Origin of the sequence: Streptomyces sp. 2A115 (assembly GCF_052245575.1) — a bacterium.
Classification (GTDB): Bacteria; Actinomycetota; Actinomycetes; order Streptomycetales; family Streptomycetaceae; genus Streptomyces.
This window is the reverse complement of sequence record NZ_JBQQCG010000039.1, coordinates 22,631-42,215: the sequence shown is the minus strand read 5'-3', so window position 1 is coordinate 42,215 and position 19,585 is coordinate 22,631. Positions and strand designations below refer to the sequence as shown.

General features: G+C 70.1%; 14 protein-coding genes and 1 pseudogene. 5 read left to right on the top strand and 10 right to left on the bottom strand.

The window, feature by feature from the left end:
* Window positions 1-24: 24 nt before the first annotated feature.
* Window positions 25-1,203, bottom strand: coding sequence for a sulfite oxidase (locus ACTWQR_RS29715; protein ID WP_443230276.1), 1,179 nt, complete (start codon window positions 1,201-1,203; stop codon window positions 25-27).
* A 276-nt stretch (window positions 1,204-1,479) separates the two neighbouring features.
* Here ACTWQR_RS29715 and ACTWQR_RS29710 point away from each other — a divergent pair, with 276 nt between their 5' ends.
* A complete protein-coding gene (locus ACTWQR_RS29710) occupies window positions 1,480-2,859 on the top strand; it encodes an FAD-binding oxidoreductase (RefSeq protein WP_443230329.1) in 1,380 nt (459 codons plus the stop codon).
* Between the two features lie 89 nt (window positions 2,860-2,948).
* Here ACTWQR_RS29710 and ACTWQR_RS29705 read toward each other — a convergent pair whose 3' ends face one another.
* The 3 genes from ACTWQR_RS29705 to ACTWQR_RS29695 form a co-directional block, all read right to left on the bottom strand.
* Window positions 2,949-3,947 (bottom strand): Yip1 family protein, encoded by a 999-nt coding sequence (locus tag ACTWQR_RS29705; protein WP_443230275.1) that lies wholly within the window; start codon window positions 3,945-3,947, stop codon window positions 2,949-2,951.
* 37 nt (window positions 3,948-3,984) lie between these two features.
* A complete protein-coding gene (locus tag ACTWQR_RS29700; RefSeq protein WP_443230274.1) occupies window positions 3,985-5,445 on the bottom strand; it encodes an FG-GAP-like repeat-containing protein in 1,461 nt (486 codons plus the stop codon).
* A gap of 96 nt (window positions 5,446-5,541) precedes the next feature.
* Window positions 5,542-5,937 (bottom strand): nuclear transport factor 2 family protein, encoded by a 396-nt coding sequence (locus tag ACTWQR_RS29695; protein WP_443230273.1) that lies wholly within the window; start codon window positions 5,935-5,937, stop codon window positions 5,542-5,544.
* A 242-nt stretch (window positions 5,938-6,179) separates the two neighbouring features.
* Between ACTWQR_RS29695 and ACTWQR_RS29690 the strand changes: the two genes are divergently transcribed.
* A complete protein-coding gene (locus tag ACTWQR_RS29690) occupies window positions 6,180-6,434 on the top strand; it encodes a Scr1 family TA system antitoxin-like transcriptional regulator (RefSeq protein ID WP_443230272.1) in 255 nt (84 codons plus the stop codon).
* A gap of 44 nt (window positions 6,435-6,478) precedes the next feature.
* Window positions 6,479-6,634 (top strand): annotated as a pseudogene (locus tag ACTWQR_RS29685) (DUF397 domain-containing protein); the annotation flags it as partial.
* Here the strand turns inward: ACTWQR_RS29685 and ACTWQR_RS29680 are convergent.
* The 6 genes from ACTWQR_RS29680 to ACTWQR_RS29655 form a co-directional block, all read right to left on the bottom strand.
* The gene (locus ACTWQR_RS29680; RefSeq protein WP_443230271.1) at window positions 6,628-7,980 is read right to left on the bottom strand and encodes an FG-GAP repeat protein; all 1,353 of its coding nucleotides are present in this window, start codon (window positions 7,978-7,980) and stop codon (window positions 6,628-6,630) included. The pseudogene ACTWQR_RS29685 and the gene ACTWQR_RS29680 overlap by 7 nt on opposite strands.
* A 15-nt stretch (window positions 7,981-7,995) precedes the next feature.
* The gene (locus ACTWQR_RS29675) at window positions 7,996-9,426 is read right to left on the bottom strand and encodes an FG-GAP-like repeat-containing protein (RefSeq protein ID WP_443230270.1); all 1,431 of its coding nucleotides are present in this window, start codon (window positions 9,424-9,426) and stop codon (window positions 7,996-7,998) included.
* Between the two features lie 73 nt (window positions 9,427-9,499).
* Window positions 9,500-10,978 (bottom strand): integrin alpha, encoded by a 1,479-nt coding sequence (locus ACTWQR_RS29670; protein WP_443230269.1) that lies wholly within the window; start codon window positions 10,976-10,978, stop codon window positions 9,500-9,502.
* A gap of 193 nt (window positions 10,979-11,171) precedes the next feature.
* The gene (locus ACTWQR_RS29665; protein ID WP_443230268.1) at window positions 11,172-12,614 is read right to left on the bottom strand and encodes an FG-GAP and VCBS repeat-containing protein; all 1,443 of its coding nucleotides are present in this window, start codon (window positions 12,612-12,614) and stop codon (window positions 11,172-11,174) included.
* 29 nt (window positions 12,615-12,643) lie between these two features.
* Window positions 12,644-14,059, bottom strand: a complete 1,416-nt coding sequence (locus ACTWQR_RS29660) for an FG-GAP repeat domain-containing protein (protein ID WP_443230267.1) — start codon at window positions 14,057-14,059, stop codon at window positions 12,644-12,646.
* A 253-nt stretch (window positions 14,060-14,312) separates the two neighbouring features.
* Entirely contained in the window at window positions 14,313-16,604 is a 2,292-nt protein-coding gene (locus tag ACTWQR_RS29655; protein WP_443230266.1) for a (Fe-S)-binding protein, read from the bottom strand.
* 388 nt (window positions 16,605-16,992) lie between these two features.
* On the opposite strand from ACTWQR_RS29655, the gene dnaK reads away from it, so the two are divergent.
* Together dnaK and grpE are read left to right on the top strand one after the other, a co-directional pair.
* A complete protein-coding gene (gene dnaK, locus ACTWQR_RS29650) occupies window positions 16,993-18,870 on the top strand; it encodes a molecular chaperone DnaK (protein ID WP_443230265.1) in 1,878 nt (625 codons plus the stop codon).
* A complete protein-coding gene (gene grpE, locus ACTWQR_RS29645; RefSeq protein ID WP_443230264.1) occupies window positions 18,867-19,568 on the top strand; it encodes a nucleotide exchange factor GrpE in 702 nt (233 codons plus the stop codon). The genes dnaK and grpE overlap by 4 nt, the downstream gene beginning before the upstream one ends.
* Window positions 19,569-19,585 lie beyond the last annotated feature (17 nt).

Here is a 19,585-nt window from a genome sequence, read left to right as displayed (position 1 = left end):
GGGGCGGCACGCTGGGCGCGCGGCCTAGTGGTCCCGCGAGCCCTGAACGTCCTGGTGGCCTTGGGCCTCGTGTTCCTGGGGGCAGAACACCCGGACCCGCTGGACCAGGTTGTTGCCGAAGCCGCCCCGGTTCCAAGGCTGGTCGAGCGGCTGGGTGTTGCCCGCGGCGTCCGTGACGCGGGTGGTCAGGACGTGGGTGCCGGGGGTGGCCGTCCAAGACGCCTGCCAGTGGCGCCAGGACCAGGTGTGGGCGTTCGGCGGGGCGAGTTCCGCCTCCTGCCAGGAGTGGCCGTCGTCCGTGCTGAACTCGACCTGGGCGACGGGGGCCCGGCCCGACCAGGCGCGGCCCTCCAGACGCAGTGGACCGGGGCGTACGACCCGGGTGCGGGACATGAAGTCCGGGAAGCCGGGCGGGACCATCAGGGCCCGGGGCGCGATCCGGGTGACCGGGGTGCCCGGGTCGTCGGGGGACTGGCGGTAGCGGTAGGCCACCGTCTGCTGGAAGCCGGTGAAGGGCGTGTCGGTGAGGGTGATGTCGCGCAGCCACTTCACGTGGGCCATGCCGTACCAGCCGGGGACGACCAGGCGGACCGGGTGTCCGTGTTGCGGGGGGAGCGGGGCGCCGTTCATCTCGTACGCCACCAGGACCTCCGGGTCCGCGGCCGTGGCGTCCGCCAGGGGGAGGCTTCGTGCGTAGTCCTGTTCCACACCGCGTTCCACTCCGTGGTCGGCGCCGGTGAAGACCGCCTCCACGGCGTCCGGCTCCGTCCCGGCCTCGGCGAGCAGCGTCCGCAGCGGGACTCCGGTCCAGTCGGCGGTGCCGACCGCCTCGACCAGCCAGGGCTGGCTCACGGGGCGCGGGGTGAGCTGTGCCCGGCCGTTGCCCGCGCACTCCATCGTCACCCGGTGGGTCGCGGGCGGAAGGGAGCGGAGGGTGGCCAGGTCCAGGGTCAGGGGCGTACGGACCCGGCCGCGCACCGTGAGCGTCCAGGTGTGCGCGTCGGCGAGCGGGATGTCGTAGTGGATCAGGAGGTAGTGCAGGCCGGGGGGCGTGACGTCGTAGCGCAGGGTCTCCAGGGGGAGGCCGTGGTTGCGGGCCGCGAGGGCGAGCTCCTCGTGGGTGATGCCTTCGGCTGGGTCGGCGACGCGGCCCGGCGCGCTGATGGCATCCAGCGAACCCACCTCGGCTGTGCGACTGTCCATGGCTCCATGGTGCCCCCGCCGACCGGTCCGGGCACCTCCCTCGCAGCGTCCCCCTGCGTCGTCCTCCGCAGGGCCTCCGATTGCCAGTGCCCCCGAGCGGCGAGACCCTGGTGATGTCAGCCCTGTGGCGCATGCGTGCCCCTGTGGCTCATGACGAGGGCCATGGCGAGGCGATGGTGGTGGCGCAGGGAACGGCCGGGCGGTCACGCCGGACGGTTACCGGGCCTCGCGAGGAGATCGATCGTCATGAACGCTGCTAAGGCTGCCAACGCCGCCATGGACGGCCCCACGTTGGAGGCGATGCGGACCGTGCTGCGCGGCCCGGTCATCGGTCCGCAGGATGCGGGGTACAACGAGGCCCGCGCGATCTACAACGCGATGATCGACCGGCGGCCGGCCGCCTTCGTGCGGTGCGCGGACGCCGGGGACGTCATGAACGCGGTCGACTTCGTCCGCGACCACGGACTCGAACTCGCCGTGCGCGGCGGTGGACACAGCGGTCCCGGGCTGTGCCTGGTGGACGGCGCGGTCACCCTCGACCTGTCGCCGATGCGCTGGGTGCGGGTCGACCCCGTCGCGAAGACCGCGCAGGTCGGTGGTGGCAGCACGCTCGGCGACCTGGATCACGCCGGGCACGCCTTCGGTCTGGCCACCCCTGCCGGGATCATGTCGACGACGGGCGTCGGGGGCCTGACCCTCGGCGGCGGGCACGGCCACCTCACCCGCAAGTACGGGCTCACGGTGGACAACCTGCTCTCCGCGGACGTGGTCCTCGCCGACGGCAGTTTCGCCACCGCGAGCGACAACGAGAACCCGGACCTGTTCTGGGCGCTGCGCGGCGGGGGCGGGAACTTCGGGGTCGTGACGTCCTTCACCTACCGGCTGCACCCGGTGCACTCCGTGGGCGCCGGGATCACGGTGTGGCCCGTCGACCACACCCGCGAAGTACTGCGCTGGTACCGCGAGTTCCTGCCGCAGGCGCCCGAGGACCTGAACGGCTTCTTCGCGATGCTCGCCGTGCCGCCGGGCCCGCCGTTCCCGGAGGAACTCCACGGACACAAGATGTGTGGTGTCGTGTGGTGCTGGACCGGTGACCTGGCCGTACTGGACGAGACGCTCGCGGTCGTGAACGACGCGGGCCGGCCCGCCTTCCACTTCACGGCGCCGATGCCGTACCCCGGGCTGCAGACCCTGTTCGACGAGCTGATCCCCAAGGGCCTGCAGTGGTACTGGAGCGGCGACTTCTTCGACCGGATCACCGACGAGGCCGTGGACATCCACCTCAAGTACGGCGAGAACCTCCCCACCGACCTGTCGACGATGCACCTCTACCCGGTCGACGGCGCGGCCGCCCGGATCGGCCCCGACGACACGGCCTGGAGCTACCGCGACGCCGTCTGGTCCGGCGTCTTCGCGGGCATCGACCCCGACCCGGACAACGCCCAGCTCATCAGGCAGTGGGCCGTCGACTACCGGGAGGAGCTGCACCCGTACTCGATGGGCGGCGGGTATGTGAACTTCCTCGGCCCGAGCGAGGGCCGGGAGCGGGTCAGGTCCACCTACCGCGACCACTACGACCGGCTCGCGGAGATCAAGCGGACCTACGACCCGCTCAACCTCTTCCACGCCAACCAGAACATCGAGCCGGCGCCCTGAACGAGCCGGCGCCCTGACCGGGATGACCAGGGAGCTCCGACCCAGCGGGGGCCCCGGGACCGACCGGGCGCCCCGAACCGACCGTCGGTCTAGAACGTACCCAGCTTGATGATCGACAGCAGCGCGATCAGCTGGATCGCGGACGCGCCCAGGGCCTTCGGCCACGGCAGGTCGTGCGAATTCTTGACCATCAGCGTGAACAGCACGCCGGCCGCCACCCACGTCGCCCAGCCCAGGAGCTGCACGAACGACGCGTCGCCGCCCGCGAACATCGCGACGACCAGACGCGGGGCGTCGGTCAGCGACATGATCAGCATGGAGAGGCCGACCGTGGGCTGCCACGCGCCGTCGCCGCCGAGCTGGCGGGCGAGGGTGTGCGTGACCACGGCCAGGATGAACGAGCTGATGACGATCGCGATCGCCGTGGTCAGGACGATCGGCACGGCGGACGACAGCGTCGCGTTGATGACGTCCTCGCGGGCGCCGTCGAAGCCGAAGACCGCCAGCAGGCCGTAGAGGAACGTCACGATGAGGGCCGGGCCCCACATCGAGAAGTCGCGCATCTGCAGGAAGGTCTGGTTCGGGCGCATGACGACGCCGCTCAGCAGTTCCTTCCAGTGCAGGCGCGGGCCCACCGGGGGCGCGGTCGTCTGGCCCGCACGGTAGGTCCCGCCCTGGTTGTAGGGGTCTTCGCCGACCGAGAACGCCGTGGTGTGGCCCGGTTGGTTGGCCGCGTACGGGTCCGGGCCCTGGGCGTGGTGGTCGTGGTCGCCGAAGTACTCCGGCTCGCCGTGCCCGTTCGCCTGGGGCCACTGCTGCGGGCCGTTGCCGCCGCCCTGGCCGCCGCCGTACTGCTGCTGCGGGTACGGCTGAGGTGCGGGCGGATGGCCGTACGCCGGGCTGCCCTGGGGGGCCTGCCGACCGTACGGCTGCTGCCGCGGGTGTTGTTGCGGAGGCGCTTGCTGAGTGCGGTTGTCCCGGCCGCGTCCGATCCTGAATCCAGCCACGTAATCGAACGTACCTGGTCCCGCGAAGTGACGTGCCGGGCCCGGACCATCGGACCCGGCTTTGCGGCCGACCTGTGACATCCCCTAAGGGGTTTGCCAGGCGTTCCTCAGGGGCTTTTCAGTGGCTGCTCAGGGTTTTGCCGTACGTGAGCGCGCTTGACGCGGTGGGCAGGCCGAGCTTGGCGGGCGTGAAGGCGTAGGAGCCGTTGGCGGAGGCTCCCGGCAGGACCCAGACACCGCCCGACGCGGCGTTCTCGCCGGGTGAGCCGACCGCCACGTCCGGGGTGCCGTCGTGATCGTAGTCGCCGGACACGACGGCCGCGCCGAAGGCGTCCCCCGCCTCCGCGATGCCCGGGACGCGCGGGGTGTCCTGCTGGTACGCCACCGAGTGACCCTCGCCGTACGCGTCGACGAGGCCGGTCTCGCCGCCGAGAAGCAGGGTGGCGGAGCCCGCGCCGGCGCGTGTGCCGATCGCCTCGCCGGGGGCGCCCGCGACCAGGTCGTCGCGGCCGTCCCCGTTCCAGTCGAAGGCGGCGAGGGCGGCGCCGAAGCGGTCACCGTTCTCGGCGCGTCCGTACACGCCCACCGTGTCCTGGTTGAGCGTCTGCCTGCGGGAGCCGAAGCCGCCGGGCGCGGCGTTGCCGTAGTGGATGTGGATGCCGCCGCCCTTCGCGTACTCCTCAGGGCCGCACGGGTCGTCGATGTTCTCGTCGGCGATCTCGCGGCACTCGCCGAGGGCCAGGTCGTCGTTGCCGTCTCCGTCGAAGTCGCCGACCGCGAGCGCGGAGGCGGCCGCGTTGTCCGTGTTCCAGGTGTTGGCCATGCGCTCCTCCGCCGCGTCCCACGCCCACAGCCGCACGTGGGACTGGGTGTACGGGGCGTTGACCGTCCAGTACGCCAGCGCCAGGTCCGCCGTGCCGTCGCCGGTGAAGTCGCCGGTGGCCATGATCGGGGCGCGGCCGCCCATGGGGGTGGTGAGGACGGTGGTGAGGATGCCGTCGGCGGTGCGCAGGACGACCTTGTCCCTGCCGCCGATCAAGATGTCACTGTTGCCGTCGCCGGTCAGGTCGGCCGCCGCGACCGACCAGCCGTACGCCGACGACGCCGACGGGCCGATGAGGACGTTGGCCCCCGGACCCGGACCGTCCTTCGCACCGCCCACGACGGTGACCGCGCCCGCGTCCGCGCCGCGGCCGGTGACGTCCTCGCCGGGGGCGCCGACGAGCAGATCGGCGATGCCGTCGCCGTTGGTGTCCTCAAGGGCGACGGAGGCGCCGAAGCGGTCGCCCGCCTCCGGGGTGCCGGGGACCTCGGCGGTGGCCTGGTGGACGCGGATGCTTCCGTGGGCGCCGACGCCACTCCGGCCGCCCCAGACGACGTTGACGTACCCCGCCCTGGCCTTGCCGCCCACCGCGGCGTCGGGGACGCCGACGGCCAGGTCCGCGTAGCCGTCGCCGTTGAAGTCGCTGGGCACGGGCCGGGGCGCGATGGCGGCCGCGGTCGGAGTCGGCGTGAGGGTCAGTCCCGCGGTGGCCGCCGCGGCGACGGCGGCGGCCAGGGTGTACTTCCGTATGCGCACGGGCGCTCCAAGCGGTGGGTGAATCCCCGGGGGTTCGCGGGTTCACCTGTGTGACACCTGGAGGTCGTGCGGGGTTGTGCGGGGGCGTGCGAGGGTTTATGACCAGAACTCATCGACCCGGTCGATGTTCTCGACGCACTCGTCGAGATCGGTGACCTTGTCTCCGACGATCCGGAAGACGATGGCCCCGTTCTCGTCGAGCTGCTTGCCGCCGCGCTCCGCCGTCATGCGGTGCACGGAGACCACGTGGCCCCTGCCGTCGACGAGGAGGTTGCGCAGTTCGGCCTTGAAGGTGCTGTTCGTCTCCTGGAAGAGCCGCCCGTACATGTCGATGACCGAGTCCTGGCCCTTGTAGTCGCCGGACAGCGTGTTGTTGCCGGGCACGTGGTGCGTGACGTCCCCCGAGAACAGCTGGCGGAGGCCGTCCATGTCACCCCGGGAGAAGGCCTCGTAGCCCTTGCGGATGAGTTCGGCGTGCGGGTGTTCAGCCATGGTGATCGCCCCTTGCCGTTGTAGGAGATATACGGCTTACAGGACTAATTGTCCAGCTCTCCCAGTCTCGGGGCCACTGGAGGTCGGGTCCGGTCAGGTTCCCTTGGCGCCGAGTTCACACCAGACGTACTTGCCTGCCGAGCCGTTGACCTGGAACCAGCCCCAGTCGTCGGCGTACGCGTCGACGATGTGCAGGCCGCGGCCGGACCAGTCGCAGATGGGTGTGGGGGACGCGGCGGGGGGTGTCGGGTCCGTGTCCCAGGCGCCCAGGCGCCCAGGCGGACGGCTTCGCCGGAGTCGCCGATCCGGTGGTGTACGCGCGTGGCCCGGTTCCGCAGTTGGACACCGTCATGGTGGACAGCCAGCTTGGCGGTGCTTTCCTGGATGCGGAGGCGCAGCTCGCGCGCTATCGCGAGGTGCTCCGCAAGGTGGAGACGGCCGCGTTGGGGGTCGTAGAGTCCCGTGAGCTGATCCACCGACTCGCACAAGACTTGTGAAGGGGCAGAGCATGGCGCACGACATCGTGTAGCAGAAGTCCTCGTACTCCGGTGGCGGTGACTCGTCCAACTGCGTCGAACTCGCCGCCACCCAAGGAACCCTCCGCCTCCGCGAAAGCGACGAGCCCGACACCCTGATATCCACCACTGGTGCCGGACTCGCTGCCCTCATACGTCACCTGCGCGACGACCGTTACTGAAGGAACCCGTCCACCAACTCGTACTCCACCTCGGAGATCCCCGTGGTGGTGAGGCCGGATGCCGATCCCGGCAGACGGTAGGAGCCCAGGAAGCCCGTGACGAACAGGTCGGCGCGGCCGTCCTTGTTCGTGTCGCGGAGCCGGACCGTGGTGCCGAGCTGGTCGGCGGTGGACACCGCGCCGGGCACGCCCGCGGTGTTGCGGGCGAACCACTGGGAGCCTGTGCCGGTGAGGCCGCCGGAGCCGCCCTTCAGGAGGTGGAACCCGCCCGCGCTCTCCGCGCCGTCGATCGTCTCGCCCGGGGCGCCGATCGCCAGGTCCTTGTAGCCGTCCCCGTTGACGTCGGAGGCCGAGACGCTGCCGCCGAAGTAGTCGTCGGTCTCCGGGCTGCCCGCGACCCCGCTCGTGGCCTGGGTGATGCGGGTCATCGTGCCGGGGGCGGATGCCCCGCCGCGCCAGACGGCCACCGCGCCCGAGTACGTCTTGTACAGGGGCACGCCGATGGCGATGTCGCCGTACCCGTCCTTGTTGAAGTCGGCGATGACGCCGTCTTCGGGACTGTTGTGGGACGGGTCGAGGCGGATCGTCGCCCCCTTGGTGAGGGAGGTGCTGCCGCCCTTGATGAACCAGGCCTCGGTCGCCCCGGCCCCCCAGTCGCTGCCCAGGACGACCAGATCGGTCTTGGCGTCGGAGGTGACCTTCCCGGCGATGAGGTGCTCGGCGTCGAAGGTGGTTGAGTCCGACTGGGCCAGCTTGGTGACCGCGCCCGTGGTGCCGGACCTGGTGAAGCCGCCCCGGTAGACGAGTGCCTGGTGGGCGTTGACGACGGCGAGGTCGGCCTTGGCGTCACCGTTGAAGTCGCCGACGGCGAGGTCGTCGCCGAAGTTTCCGTAGGTCAGTTTCTCGCCCTTGTTGGCGAGGGCGGTGCCGCCGTTCAGGCCGGAGGCGGAGCCCCAGAGGATGGTCACCCCGCCCTGGTTCTCGTTCTCGCCGACGTCCTCGCCGACGGCGCCGACCGCGAGGTCGCCGTAGCCGTCGGAGTTGAAGTCGCCCGCGGCGCGGGTGTCGCCGAAGAAGTCGTCGGTCTCGTCGGCACCGGGGACGCCGTCGCTCGCCTGGGTGACGACCTGGGTCTTGGTGCCGGGACCGGTCGCCGTGCCGAAGGTGATACGGACACCGCCGCCCTTGCTGCCGGGGCCCCAGGCGTTGGCGTAGTCGCGGTAGCCATCGCCGTTGAAGTCGTCGGCGTACTTGGCCGGCGCGGCGGCAGCGGGGGCGGCAAGGGTCAGCGGGGTGAGCCCCGCTGCCAGGACGGCGGCGAGGGTCGTGGTGGTGCGGATGCGCATGATGGTTTCTCCTGATCAGCCCGCGAGGACGTTGCCGAAGTACGCGTCGCCCGAAGGGCCGCCCAGGGTCGTGCTGTTGAAGGACTTGGAGCCCGTGGCGGTGATGCCGGTGGAGGTGGTCTTGAAGAGCCAGGCCGCGCCGTCGCCGGTGTTCTCGCCCATCGCGCCCGCGACCAGCTCCGTACGGCCGTCGCCGTTGCTGTCGGTGAGCGCGACCGCGTCGCCGAAGTGGTCCTCGGACTCGGCCGTGCCGGGGACGCCCGACGTGCTCTGCGAGAACGCCTTGGCGCCGCTGCCGGTCAGGCCGGAGGCGGAGCCGCGCAGGACGACGACCGAGCCCGCCCACCTGGCCGAGCCGAGGGTCTCGTTCGAGGCGCCGACCGCGATGTCGGCGTACCCGTCGCCGTTCACGTCGCCCGCGGACAGGCTCCAGCCGAACGCGTCGTTCTTCTCGGCGGTGCCGGGGACGCCCGTGGTGTCCTGGTTGATACGGACCGGGGTGCGGGTGCTCAGGCCGCCCGCCGCGCCGTAGGTGACCGTGATCGTGCCGCCGAGGCCGCCGTTCGGCTCGTCCGTCGACTTCTCCATGAAGTTGCCGGTGACGATGTCCCCGTAGCCGTCCTTGTCGACGTCCGCGATGGTGGCCGCGTACCCGCCCGCCGCCTTGCTGCCCGGCTTCAGGCCGGTGGCCGAGCCGGTGTAGAGGACGCTGCGGGTGCGGTAGCCGCCGGTGATCTCCTGCTGGCCCATGACGAGCAGGTCGGTCGCGCCGTCGCCGTTGACGTTGCCCGCGACGATCTTGTCGGTGTTGATGCCGGTCTGGTCGTACGTGTCGATGCCGACGAGGGCCGCCGCCTTGCCCGTACGGGAGATGGGGCCCTTGAAGACGTTCAGCTCGGGGAAGGCGAGGTTGGCGGCCGCCAGATCGGTGGCGCCGTCTCCGTCGAAGTCGCCCACCGCGACGTCCCAGCCCAGCTCGTTGCGGTTCTCGGGCAGCGGCGAGCTGATGTCGGTGGCCGTTCTGAGGCCGTCCGCGCCGCCCCAGACCACGGTGATCGCGCCGGACTCGTCCGTCGAGCCGATGTGCTCGGCGTGCACGCCGACGACCAGGTCGGTGTACCCGTCGCCGTCCAGGTCACCGGTGGTGAGCCGGTCACCGAAGTAGTCGCCCGACTCCGGGGTGCCGGGGATGCCGTCCGTGGCCTGGCTGATCACCTGGCGCTTGGAGGTGTCGAGACCGCTCGCGGTGCCGTAGACCACGGCGACGTACCCGGCGCCGGACCTGCTCGACACCTTGGCGATGGGCGCGGCGATCGCGAGGTCGCGGTAGCCGTCGCCGTTGAAGTCGCCGCTCAGACCGGAGGGCGCGGCCGACCCGGTGGCGGGGAGGGCGGTGAGGAGGCCGGTGGCCAGGGTGGCGGCCAGGAGGAGGGTGCGCTTGCGCAAGGTGGCTCCATGGGGGAAGCCGGGCCCGGCACCTGTGGGGTGCGGGGCCCGGCCGGTTGGTGAGGGGGCGGGCTCAGTCGGCGAAGTTCGCGCCGAAGCCCGGGGAGCCGGTCGTCGCGACGCCCGAGGAGCTGGGGGAGACGGACCGCGAGCCCGTCGTGGTGATCTTCGTGCCGTCGGAGGGCAGGTACAGGACCGAGCCGTTGCCGCTGTTCTCGTACGAGGCCGCCAGCAGGTCCGCCTTGCCGTCACCGGTGACGTCGTCGAGCTTCACGTCCGAGCCGAGGCGGTCGTACTTCTCGTCGGTACCCGGGACGCCCGCCGTGCTCTGCGCGAAGTACTGGGCGCCGGACGCGGTGTTGATGCCGTTCGCCGAGCCGTACAGAACGGTGAGCGCGCCGGTGTCGACGACCGAGTTCAGGTTCTCGCCCGCGGCGCCGACGATCAGGTCCTGGTAGCCGTCGGCGTTGACGTCGCCCAGGTCCAGCTCGTAGCCGAACTCGTCGTTTTTCTCCGACGAACCCGGCACGTTGCCGGTGTTCTGGGTGATGCCCGTGGTCGAGCCGGGGCCGGACTCGGTGCCGTAGGTGATGTTCACCTTGCCGCCGAGCGCGGAGTCCGGGATGGCAGTGCCGTCGCCCGTCTCGTTGTTCCAGGCCGCGCCCGAGACGACGTCGGCGAAGCCGTCGCCGTTGACGTCGCCGATCGCGGTGATGATGCCCGGCTTCATGGACTGCCACGCGGACGCGTCGAGGCCGCTCGCCGTGCCCGGCACGAAGTAGTTGGTGTTCCAGCCCATGGCGGTTTCGGTCTCGTAGCCGTCGACCACGAGGTCCGTCTTCTTGTCGCCGTTGATGTCGCCCGCGGTGAGGTTGATCGGACCCCTGGCGTCGCCGCCGGACTGGATCGGGGGCTCGATCGTGTACCGGCCGCCCACCGCCGTGCCGGACGAGCTGATGCCGCCCTTGTAGACGTAGATGGTGCTGGACGTGTTGCCGACGGCCAGGTCGTCCGTGCCGTCGCCGTCGAAGTCGCCGGCGGCAAGGTTCTTGCCCCAGTGGTCGTGGGCGGAGACGGCCGGGTCGGCGACGGTGACGCCCGCGCCGGTCAGACCGCTCGCCGAGCCCCACAGGACGGCGACGGTGCCGCCGTTGACGTCGGTGCCGACCTTCTCGGCGACCGCGGACACCGCGAGGTCGTCGTAGCCGTCGCCGTTGAAGTCGGCGTACGCGGTCTCAGCGCCGAAGTAGTCACCGGTCTCGGAGGTGCCGGGGACCCCGGAACTGTTCTGGCTGAGCACGGTCCGCTTGGCGCCGGAGACGCCGCTCGCCGTGCCGTACAGGACGACGAGCTGGCCGGCGGCCTCCTTGCCGTTCACATACGCGCCCGCGGCCGAGAAGGCCACGTCACCGATTCCGTCGCCGTTGAAGTCGGCGTGCGGAACCGTCGTCGAATCGGCGGCCGTGGCCGTCACCGCCGAGAACGTGAGCAGACCACCCGTCAGCGCGGCAGCGGTGGCCGTCGCGAGGGTGAGTCGCAGGTGCTTGTGCATGCGGGATTCTCCTGCTGCATGCGGGGACGCCTGGCGGGCGCCCGCAGTCAATGGGGTGCGCATACCGTCCGCGTTTGCCCGGAGTTTTCCTTGGGTTCGCGGACGGTTGGCGATCAGGAGACCCGCGCGGAGGCAAGAGGGTTGTACGTGACTCCTGGGAATTCTGAGAACTTCTGAGGTCGGCCCGCGCAAGTCACTTCAGCCGCAGCGGTACCCCGATGTCCTCAGGCGTGAAGAGCCGCACCTTCTCCGCGTCGAACCCGTCATCCGTCCCCCGCAGCACCAGATACGCCCCCTTCCGCTTCTCGTACAGCGGCCCGAAGACGATCGCGTCCGCGTGGTCGTCGCCGTCGACGTCGAGCAGCGGCGGCCGGTGGTGGAAGGCGTTCCAGTAGTACGGGTTCGGGGTCCCCGGCAGCCCTTCGGTCTCGGCGTCGACCGTCTGCTCACCGTCCGCGGACGGCACTCCCCGCGATCCGCCCGGCAGCAGCGTGACCTTGCCGTCGTGGCGCCGGAAGCCCGGGGTGTTCACGACGACGTCCGGCTTCCCGTCGCCGTTGACGTCGCCGACGGCGGGCGAGCTCCCGAAGTCGATCCGCCGCTTCTCGCCGCCCTTGCCCTCGATCATGGACTCCGGACGCCCGCTGCCGAGACCCGACTCGGCGCCGTACAGAATGGTGAGCGCGCCGCCCGTCCGCGGCATGTCCGCCGGGGCCACATCGAGCTGTGTGGGCAGCAGCAGGTCGTCGACACCGTCGCCGTCCGCGTCGCCGGTGGCCGGGTTGCGGGGGCCGTCCTGGGTGTCCAGGGCCTCGCTGATGCGCGACTCCAGCCGGGTGTCGCGGACGAGTCCGTCCGCGCCGCCCTCGTAGACGCCGACCGTGTGCAGGCCCGACGGCGCGCTCTCGTCCTCCTCGGAGTCGAAGCGGTACGTGAACACCACCTCCGCCCGCCCGTCGGCGTCGAAGTCGCCGGTGGTGGCGGTACCGGGCGTCGCGTACCCGCTCTGCCCGAGGTCGAGCCCGGCCTGGCGCTTCGGGGTGCCCTTGCGGTCGAACGGGCCGTACAGCAGCAGCCCGTCGGTGCCGGCCTCGGTCGCGGAGGGGTCGCCCGCGCCGCCGTGTCCGCCGTCGAGCAGGTCCACCGAACCGTCGCCGTCGAAGTCGGCGGCGGCCTGCGCGCGGAAGCCGTCGGGCACGTCGAGCGGGCGAGCGGCGCTCAGACCGCGGGGGCCGCCGAAGAGGGCGAAGGTCTCGCGCGAGGTGTCGCCCTCCCCGCGGCTGCCGACCAGATCGGTGAAGCCGTCCCCGTCGAGGTCGGTACGCAGAGGGCCCGAGGCGAAGTAGAAGAAGGAGCCCTCCTTGCCCGCCGAAGTCCGCTGCGCCGACGCTGTGTCGAGGCCGCCGGGGGAGCCGTAGACCACGACCAGCGTCTCGGCGACCCGCTCCTTGTCCTTGGACTGCGAGGTGACGACGCCCATGTAGTCGTCGTAGCCGTCGCCGTTGAAGTCACCGGGATCGGGGTTCTCGGAGGGCTTTCCGACGCCGGGCTTCCTCTCTGCGGTGGAGGGCCGGTCCGAGGAGCCGTCCCCGCCGCCGCACCCCGCGGCCAGGCTCGCGAACAGGAGGGACGCCACCAGGGGCAGAGGTCTCCGTCTCCGCCGCATCAGTCCGCCATGCCCAGGAACTGGGAGGTGGAGAAGGTGAGCTCGGGCTCCCGCGCGATCAGCCCCTTCTCCGCCCCCGCGTACACGGCGATCGTGTCCTTCGTGTCCCCGCGATACGTCCGCACCACCAGATCGGCCCTTTCGTCCCCGTCGAAGTCGGCCACTGTCAGGACCCGGGTGGCACCCTGGGCCGGCGGCGGCACGGTCACCATCCCGGACGTGGACAGTCCGTCCGTACGCCCTCGCAGGACTCTCAATTCCGAACCGCTGGACACGAGTTCACTCAGCCCGTCCCCGTCGAAGTCACCGGAGTCCAGGACCGTACCCGCCACGCCGAGACTGTCGGGCTGGGCGCCCGGTACGTCGTACCGCAGCGCGGTCCCGCTCATCGAACCGACCGCCGCGTCGAGGCTCTCGCCCTTGCCGAACCGGCCGAAGTCGACGTCGATGCCGCTCGGGAGGGCGACTCCGGCGCGGGTGGGCCCGGCCGGTCCGCCCAGGACGACGGCGGAGGTGGCCGGGCCGTTGGTGGTGCGGCCGTCGGCGGTACGGACGAGAAGGTCGTCGTACCCGTCCCGGTCGACGTCGACGGCCGGCGGCGTGGGGACGTTGCCGGGCGAGGTCAGGGGGCCGCCGGCCGCTTTCGGCACGCCTTCGCGGCTGAACGGGCCGCGCAGATAGCTGAGCCGGCTTTCGGAGGCGTGCACCACCAGGTCCTGGGCTTCGTCGCCGTCGAAGTCCCCGCACACCGGCTGGTCCGGCCAGTCGTTGCCGAAACGTGCCTGCGCGGGGATCGTCAGCTTCACCGCCCGGTCCACCAGCCCCCGGGGCGAGCCGAAGAGGACCTGCAACGGCACCGGAGGCTGTCCCTGTCCGTCGAACGGCGGATCGGTCGAGACGACGAGATCGGTGAACCCGTCGCCGTCGAGGTCGCAGCTCGCCTCGGCGTCGAAGACGGCGGGCAACTGACCCTCGGTGGGCGCGGCCTGCTTCGCCGGGCTCAGCAACTGCCGTGCCGCCGGGGCGAGTCCACGCCCGGGTCCGGACCCGGACCCCGACCCGGACCCCGACCCGGACCCCGACCCGGACCCCGACCCGGATCCGGAGGTGGACCCGGAGCCGGAGCCGTAGACGACACCGATCCCCGCGTCGTCCCCGTGGCTGTCCCCCTTGCCCTTCACGAGGTCGTTGAGGACGAGGTCGCGGTTGCCGTCGCCGTTGAAGTCGTCGGGGATGCGGCTGCCCTTGCCGAGCGGGACGGGGAGCCGGGCGGGGGCCTTCGCGACGGTGACGGATTCGTCCCGCGCGGCACCTGCGCTGCCCTTGTCACCCTTGTCGCCCTGTCCGCGGTTGTCGTCCTCGGCTGCTCCGAGACACCCGGAGAGAAGCAGGGCGCAGCTCGCCACCGCGCTCATCACTCGTATCCCGCTTTTCCCCTTGGTCACGTCAACCCCGAGCGCATCGTGAGACAACAATTCTGCACATGATGCGCGTCGCGGAGCCATAAGTCACCCGTCAGTAACCAGAACGGCCGATCATCTGCGCCCCAGCCACACATGGCTCCCCACCGAGGCCCGAACGACAACAAATGACCATCAGGAACGACAGCACCCCATGCCCGGTGAGGGCATGGGGTGCTGGCTGCCTGGCTGCCTGGGTGGCGTCGCCCTACTTCACCGGCTGAGGCTCCGGCTCGCTCTCCGACTCGGTCTCGCCCGCCGGGGGCTCGTCGTCGACCGGCGTCCTGACGGAGTCGAGCAGCAACTGGGCGACGTCGACGACCTGGATGGACTCCTTGGCCTTGCCATCGTTCTTCTTGCCGTTGACCGAGTCGGTCAGCATGACGAGGCAGAACGGGCAGGCGGTCGAGACGATGTCCGGGTTGAGGCTGAGGGCCTCGTCCACACGCTCGTTGTTGACTCGCTTGCCGATCCGCTCCTCCATCCACATCCGCGCACCACCGGCGCCGCAGCAGAAGCCGCGCTCCTTGTGGCGGTGCATCTCCTGCTGACGCAGGCCCGGGACGGCCGACATGATCTCGCGCGGGGGCGTGTAGACCTTGTTGTGACGGCCCAGGTAGCAGGGGTCGTGGTAGGTGATGAGGCCCTCGACCGGCGTTACCGGCAGCAGCTTGCCCTCGTCGATGAGGTGCTGGAGCAGCTGGGTGTGGTGGATGACCTCGTAGTCGCCGCCGAGCTGCGGATACTCGTTGGCGATGGTGTTGAAGCAGTGCGGGCAGGTGGAGACGATCTTCTTGGCGGACTTCGGCTTCTTGGTCGACTCGTCCACCTCTCCCTCCTCGTTGAGGGACTCGCCGAAGGCCATGTTCAAGGAGGCGACGTTCTCCATACCGAGCTCCTGGAAGAGGGGCTCGTTGCCCAGCCGTCGGGCGGAGTCACCGGTGCACTTCTCGTCGCCGCCCATGATCGCGAACTTGACGCCCGCGATGTGGAGCAGCTCGGCGAAGGCCTTGGTGGTCTTCTTGGCGCGGTCCTCGAGAGCACCGGCGCACCCGACCCAGTACAGGTAGTCGACCTCGCTCAGGTCCTCGATGTCCTTGCCGACGACCGGGACCTCGAAGTCGACCTCCTTCGTCCACTCCAGGCGCTGCTTCTTTGCCAGCCCCCAGGGGTTGCCCTTCTTCTCCAGGTTCTTGAGCATCGTGCCGGCCTCGCTCGGGAAGGCGGACTCGATCATCACCTGGTAGCGGCGCATGTCGACGATGTGGTCGACGTGCTCGATGTCGACGGGGCACTGCTCGACGCAGGCACCGCAGGTGGTGCAGGACCACAGGACGTCGGGGTCGATGACGCCGTTCTCTTCGAGGGTGCCGATCAGCGGCCGCTCGGCCTCGGCGAGCGCGGCGGCGGGCACGTCGGCCAGCTGTTCCTTGGTGGCCTTCTCGTTGCCCTCCATGTCCTTGCCGCCACCGGCCAGCAGATACGGGGCCTTGGCGTGCGCGTGGTCGCGCAGCGACATGATCAGCAGCTTCGGGGAGAGCGGCTTCCCGGTGTTCCAGGCGGGGCACTGCGACTGGCAACGCCCGCACTCGGTGCAGGTGGAGAAGTCCAGCAGGCCCTTCCAGGAGAACTGCTCGACCTGACTGACACCGAAGACGTCGTCGTCACCGGGGTCGGTGAAGTCGATCTCCTTGCCGCCGGAGGTCATCGGCAGCAGCGCGCCGAGCGCGGTCGAGCCGTCGGCGTTGCGCTTGAACCAGATGTTCGGGAAGGCCAGGAAGCGGTGCCAGGCCACACCCATGTTGGTGTTCAGCGAGACCACGATCATCCAGATGAACGAGACGCTGATCTTCACCATCGCGGTGAAGTAGACCAGGTTCTGCAGCGCGGAGACGCTCAGCCCGTCGAAGGCGAGGACCAGCGGGTACGAGGCGAAGTACCCGGCCTCGTAGCCCTCCACGTGGTGCAGCGCGCCCTCCAGGCCGCGCAGGGTGTAGATCGCCAGGCCGATGGTGAGGATGACGTACTCGACGAAGTACGCCTGGCCGGCCTTGGACCCCGTGAACCGGGACTTGCGGCCCGCCCGTGAGGGCAGGCTCAGCAGGCGGATCACCATGAGCACGGCGATGCCCAGGACGGTCATCACGCCGATGAACTCGGTGTACATCTCGAACGGCAGGAAGTCGCCGATGACCGGCAACAGCCAGTCGGCCTGGAAGAGCTGGCCGAACGCCTGCACGAGGGTCGGCGGAAGCGTCAGGAAGCCGACCGCCACGAACCAGTGGGCGAAGCCGACGACGCCCCATCGGTTCATCCGCGTGTGGCCGAGGAACTCCCGCACCAGCGTCACACTGCGCTGGTAGGGGTTGTCGATACGGCTCCCTGCGGGTGCGGGCTGGCCGAGCTTGAAGTACCGGACGAACTGGCCGATGGCGCGTGCGAGCAGCGCGACGCCGACCACGGTCAGAACCAGCGACACGATGATCGCGGCGAGTTGCATTTTGGGGCTCCTCGGGCCTGCGAGGGTTCCTCCGAGCGGCCTCCACGACCTCTCGAAGCTCATTACTAAGCGGTAACTTATGCAGTCCTCTGAGACTACCCACTTCTACTGCCGCACTGTAGCCAGGGGTGCGGTGATCTGCGTCGCTGAGGCTTGCCTGAGGCGTGCCCCGCAAGGGGCGCGAGGCTGTGACATATGCGGCTCCGCCGCGTGGGCGCGACCAGCCCCCCGTGGCCCGCGCCCGACAGTCAACCCCGCAGGTCAAAGCCTAATTGCGCGTAAGGGCGAGATAAGAGTTGAGCCACCCCGACTCAGCTCTGTTGACCCAGCGGCGAGCGTCGTGCACACTTGAGTCCGTTCCACTCAAGTCATTGCTGGAGGAATTGAAATGGCACGTGCGGTCGGCATCGACCTGGGCACGACTAACTCCGTCGTCAGCGTTCTGGAGGGCGGTGAGCCCACCGTCATCACCAACGCCGAGGGCGCCAGGACCACGCCGTCCGTCGTCGCCTTCGCCAAGAACGGTGAGGTGCTCGTCGGAGAGGTCGCGAAGCGCCAGGCGGTCACCAATGTGGACCGGACCATCAGGTCCGTGAAGCGTCACATGGGTACTGACTGGAAGATCGAGCTGGACGGGAAGCCCTTCAACCCGCAGCAGATCTCCGCCTTCATCCTGCAGAAGCTGAAGCGGGACGCGGAGGCGTACCTCGGCGAGAAGGTGACCGACGCGGTCATCACCGTCCCGGCGTACTTCAACGACTCCGAGCGTCAGGCGACGAAGGAAGCCGGCGAGATCGCGGGTCTGAACGTCCTGCGGATTGTCAACGAGCCGACGGCCGCCGCCCTGGCCTACGGTCTCGACAAGGACGACCAGACCATTCTCGTCTTCGACCTCGGTGGCGGCACGTTCGACGTCTCGCTGCTCGAGATCGGCGACGGCGTCGTCGAGGTGAAGGCCACCAACGGCGACAACCACCTCGGTGGTGACGACTGGGACCAGCGCGTCGTCGACTACCTGGTGAAGCAGTTCAACAGCGGCCACGGCGTGGATCTCGGCAAGGACAAGATGGCGCTCCAGCGTCTTCGCGAGGCCGCCGAGAAGGCCAAGATCGAGCTGTCCTCGTCCACCGAGACCTCGATCAACCTGCCCTACATCACCGCGTCCGCCGAGGGCCCGCTGCACCTGGACGAGAAGCTCACGCGCGCCCAGTTCCAGCAGCTGACCGCGGACCTGCTGGAGCGCTGCAAGACGCCGTTCCACAACGTCATCAAGGACGCGGGCATCAACCTCTCCGAGATCGACCACGTCGTTCTCGTCGGTGGCTCCACCCGTATGCCCGCCGTCGCCGAGCTCGTCAAGGAGCTGACCGGCGGTCAGGACGCCAACAAGGGTGTGAACCCGGACGAGGTCGTCGCCATCGGCGCCGCACTCCAGGCCGGTGTCCTCAAGGGCGAGGTCAAGGACGTCCTGCTCCTCGACGTGACCCCGTTGTCCCTCGGTATCGAGACCAAGGGAGGGATCATGACGAAGCTCATCGAGCGGAACACGACGATCCCGACCAAGCGGTCCGAGATCTTCACCACCGCCGAGGACAACCAGCCGTCCGTCCAGATCCAGGTCTACCAGGGCGAGCGCGAGATCGCGGCGTACAACAAGAAGCTCGGAATGTTCGAGCTGACCGGTCTGCCGCCCGCCCCGCGCGGTGTCCCGCAGATCGAGGTCGCCTTCGACATCGACGCCAACGGCATCATGCACGTGACCGCGAAGGACCTCGGCACGGGCAAGGAGCAGAAGATGACCGTCACCGGCGGCTCCTCGCTGCCGAAGGACGAGGTCGACCGCATGCGCCAGGAGGCCGAGCAGTACGCGGACGAGGACCACAAGCGCCGCGAGGCCGCCGAGAGCCGCAACCAGGGCGAGCAGCTCGTCTACCAGACGGAGAAGTTCCTCAAGGACAACGAGGACAAGGTCCCCGGCGACGTCAAGACCGAGGTCGAGACGAGCGTCGAGGAACTGAAGGCCGCGCTCAAGGGTGAGGACACCGCCGAGATCCGTACGGCCACCGAGAAGGTCGCCGCCGTCTCGCAGAAGCTCGGCCAGGCGATGTACGCCGACGCCCAGGCCGGACAGGGTGCCGCGGGCGGCGCCGACGCCCCGGGTCCCGACGCGGACGCGGGCGCCAAGGCCGGCGGCGCGTCCGACGATGACGTGGTCGACGCCGAGATCGTCGACGACGAGCGTGACCGGAAGGATGGTGCCGCGTGACGGAGGAGACCCCGGGCTTCGACGAGCAGCAGCCGCAGCAGGCCGCTCAGCCGCAGCAGCCCGACGTCCCCTCCGGCGCCACCCCTGAAGACGCCGAGCCCAAGGCCGCCCCCTCCGCCGAGGAGGGGGCCGCCCGGGCCGGGGACGCGGCAGCAGCAGCGCAGACCGCAGGACTGACGGCCCAGCTGGACCAGGTCCGTACGGCGCTCGGTGAGCGCACGATGGACCTCCAGCGGCTCCAGGCCGAGTACCAGAACTACCGCCGCCGGGTCGAGCGCGACCGGATCGCGGTCAAGGAGATCGCCATCGCGAACCTCCTGACCGAGCTCCTGCCCGTGCTCGACGACATCGGCCGCGCGCGGGAACACGGCGAACTGCTCGGCGGATTCAAGTCCGTCGCCGAGTCGCTGGAGACCGTCGCGGCCAAGATGGGCCTGCAGCAGTTCGGCAAGGAGGGCGAGCCCTTCGACCCGACGATCCACGAGGCCCTGATGCACTCGTACGCGCCGGACGTCACGGAGACGACGTGCGTGGCGATTCTGCAGCCGGGGTATCGGTTCGGCGAGCGCACCATCCGCCCCGCGCGGGTGGCGGTGGCCGAGCCGCAGCCGGGCGCGCAGACCGTCAAGGCCGACGAGGCGGACACGGCGACAACGGCGGCCGACGACAAGGAGAACGGTGGCCCGGAAGAGGGCTGACGTGAAAAAGGACGTAC

Coding starts and splice junctions, on each gene's coding strand:
- ACTWQR_RS29680 (WP_443230271.1), bottom strand. CDS start 7,980: ATGCGCATCCGCACCACCACGACCCTCGCCGCCGTCCTGGCAGCGGGG.
- ACTWQR_RS29655 (WP_443230266.1), bottom strand. CDS start 16,604: ATGCAACTCGCCGCGATCATCGTGTCGCTGGTTCTGACCGTGGTCGGC.
- dnaK (WP_443230265.1), top strand. CDS start 16,993: ATGGCACGTGCGGTCGGCATCGACCTGGGCACGACTAACTCCGTCGTC.
- ACTWQR_RS29705 (WP_443230275.1), bottom strand. CDS start 3,947: ATGTCACAGGTCGGCCGCAAAGCCGGGTCCGATGGTCCGGGCCCGGCA.
- ACTWQR_RS29710 (WP_443230329.1), top strand. CDS start 1,480: ATGGACGGCCCCACGTTGGAGGCGATGCGGACCGTGCTGCGCGGCCCG.
- ACTWQR_RS29715 (WP_443230276.1), bottom strand. CDS start 1,203: ATGGACAGTCGCACAGCCGAGGTGGGTTCGCTGGATGCCATCAGCGCG.
- ACTWQR_RS29695 (WP_443230273.1), bottom strand. CDS start 5,937: ATGGCTGAACACCCGCACGCCGAACTCATCCGCAAGGGCTACGAGGCC.
- ACTWQR_RS29670 (WP_443230269.1), bottom strand. CDS start 10,978: ATGCACAAGCACCTGCGACTCACCCTCGCGACGGCCACCGCTGCCGCG.
- ACTWQR_RS29660 (WP_443230267.1), bottom strand. CDS start 14,059: ATGAGCGCGGTGGCGAGCTGCGCCCTGCTTCTCTCCGGGTGTCTCGGA.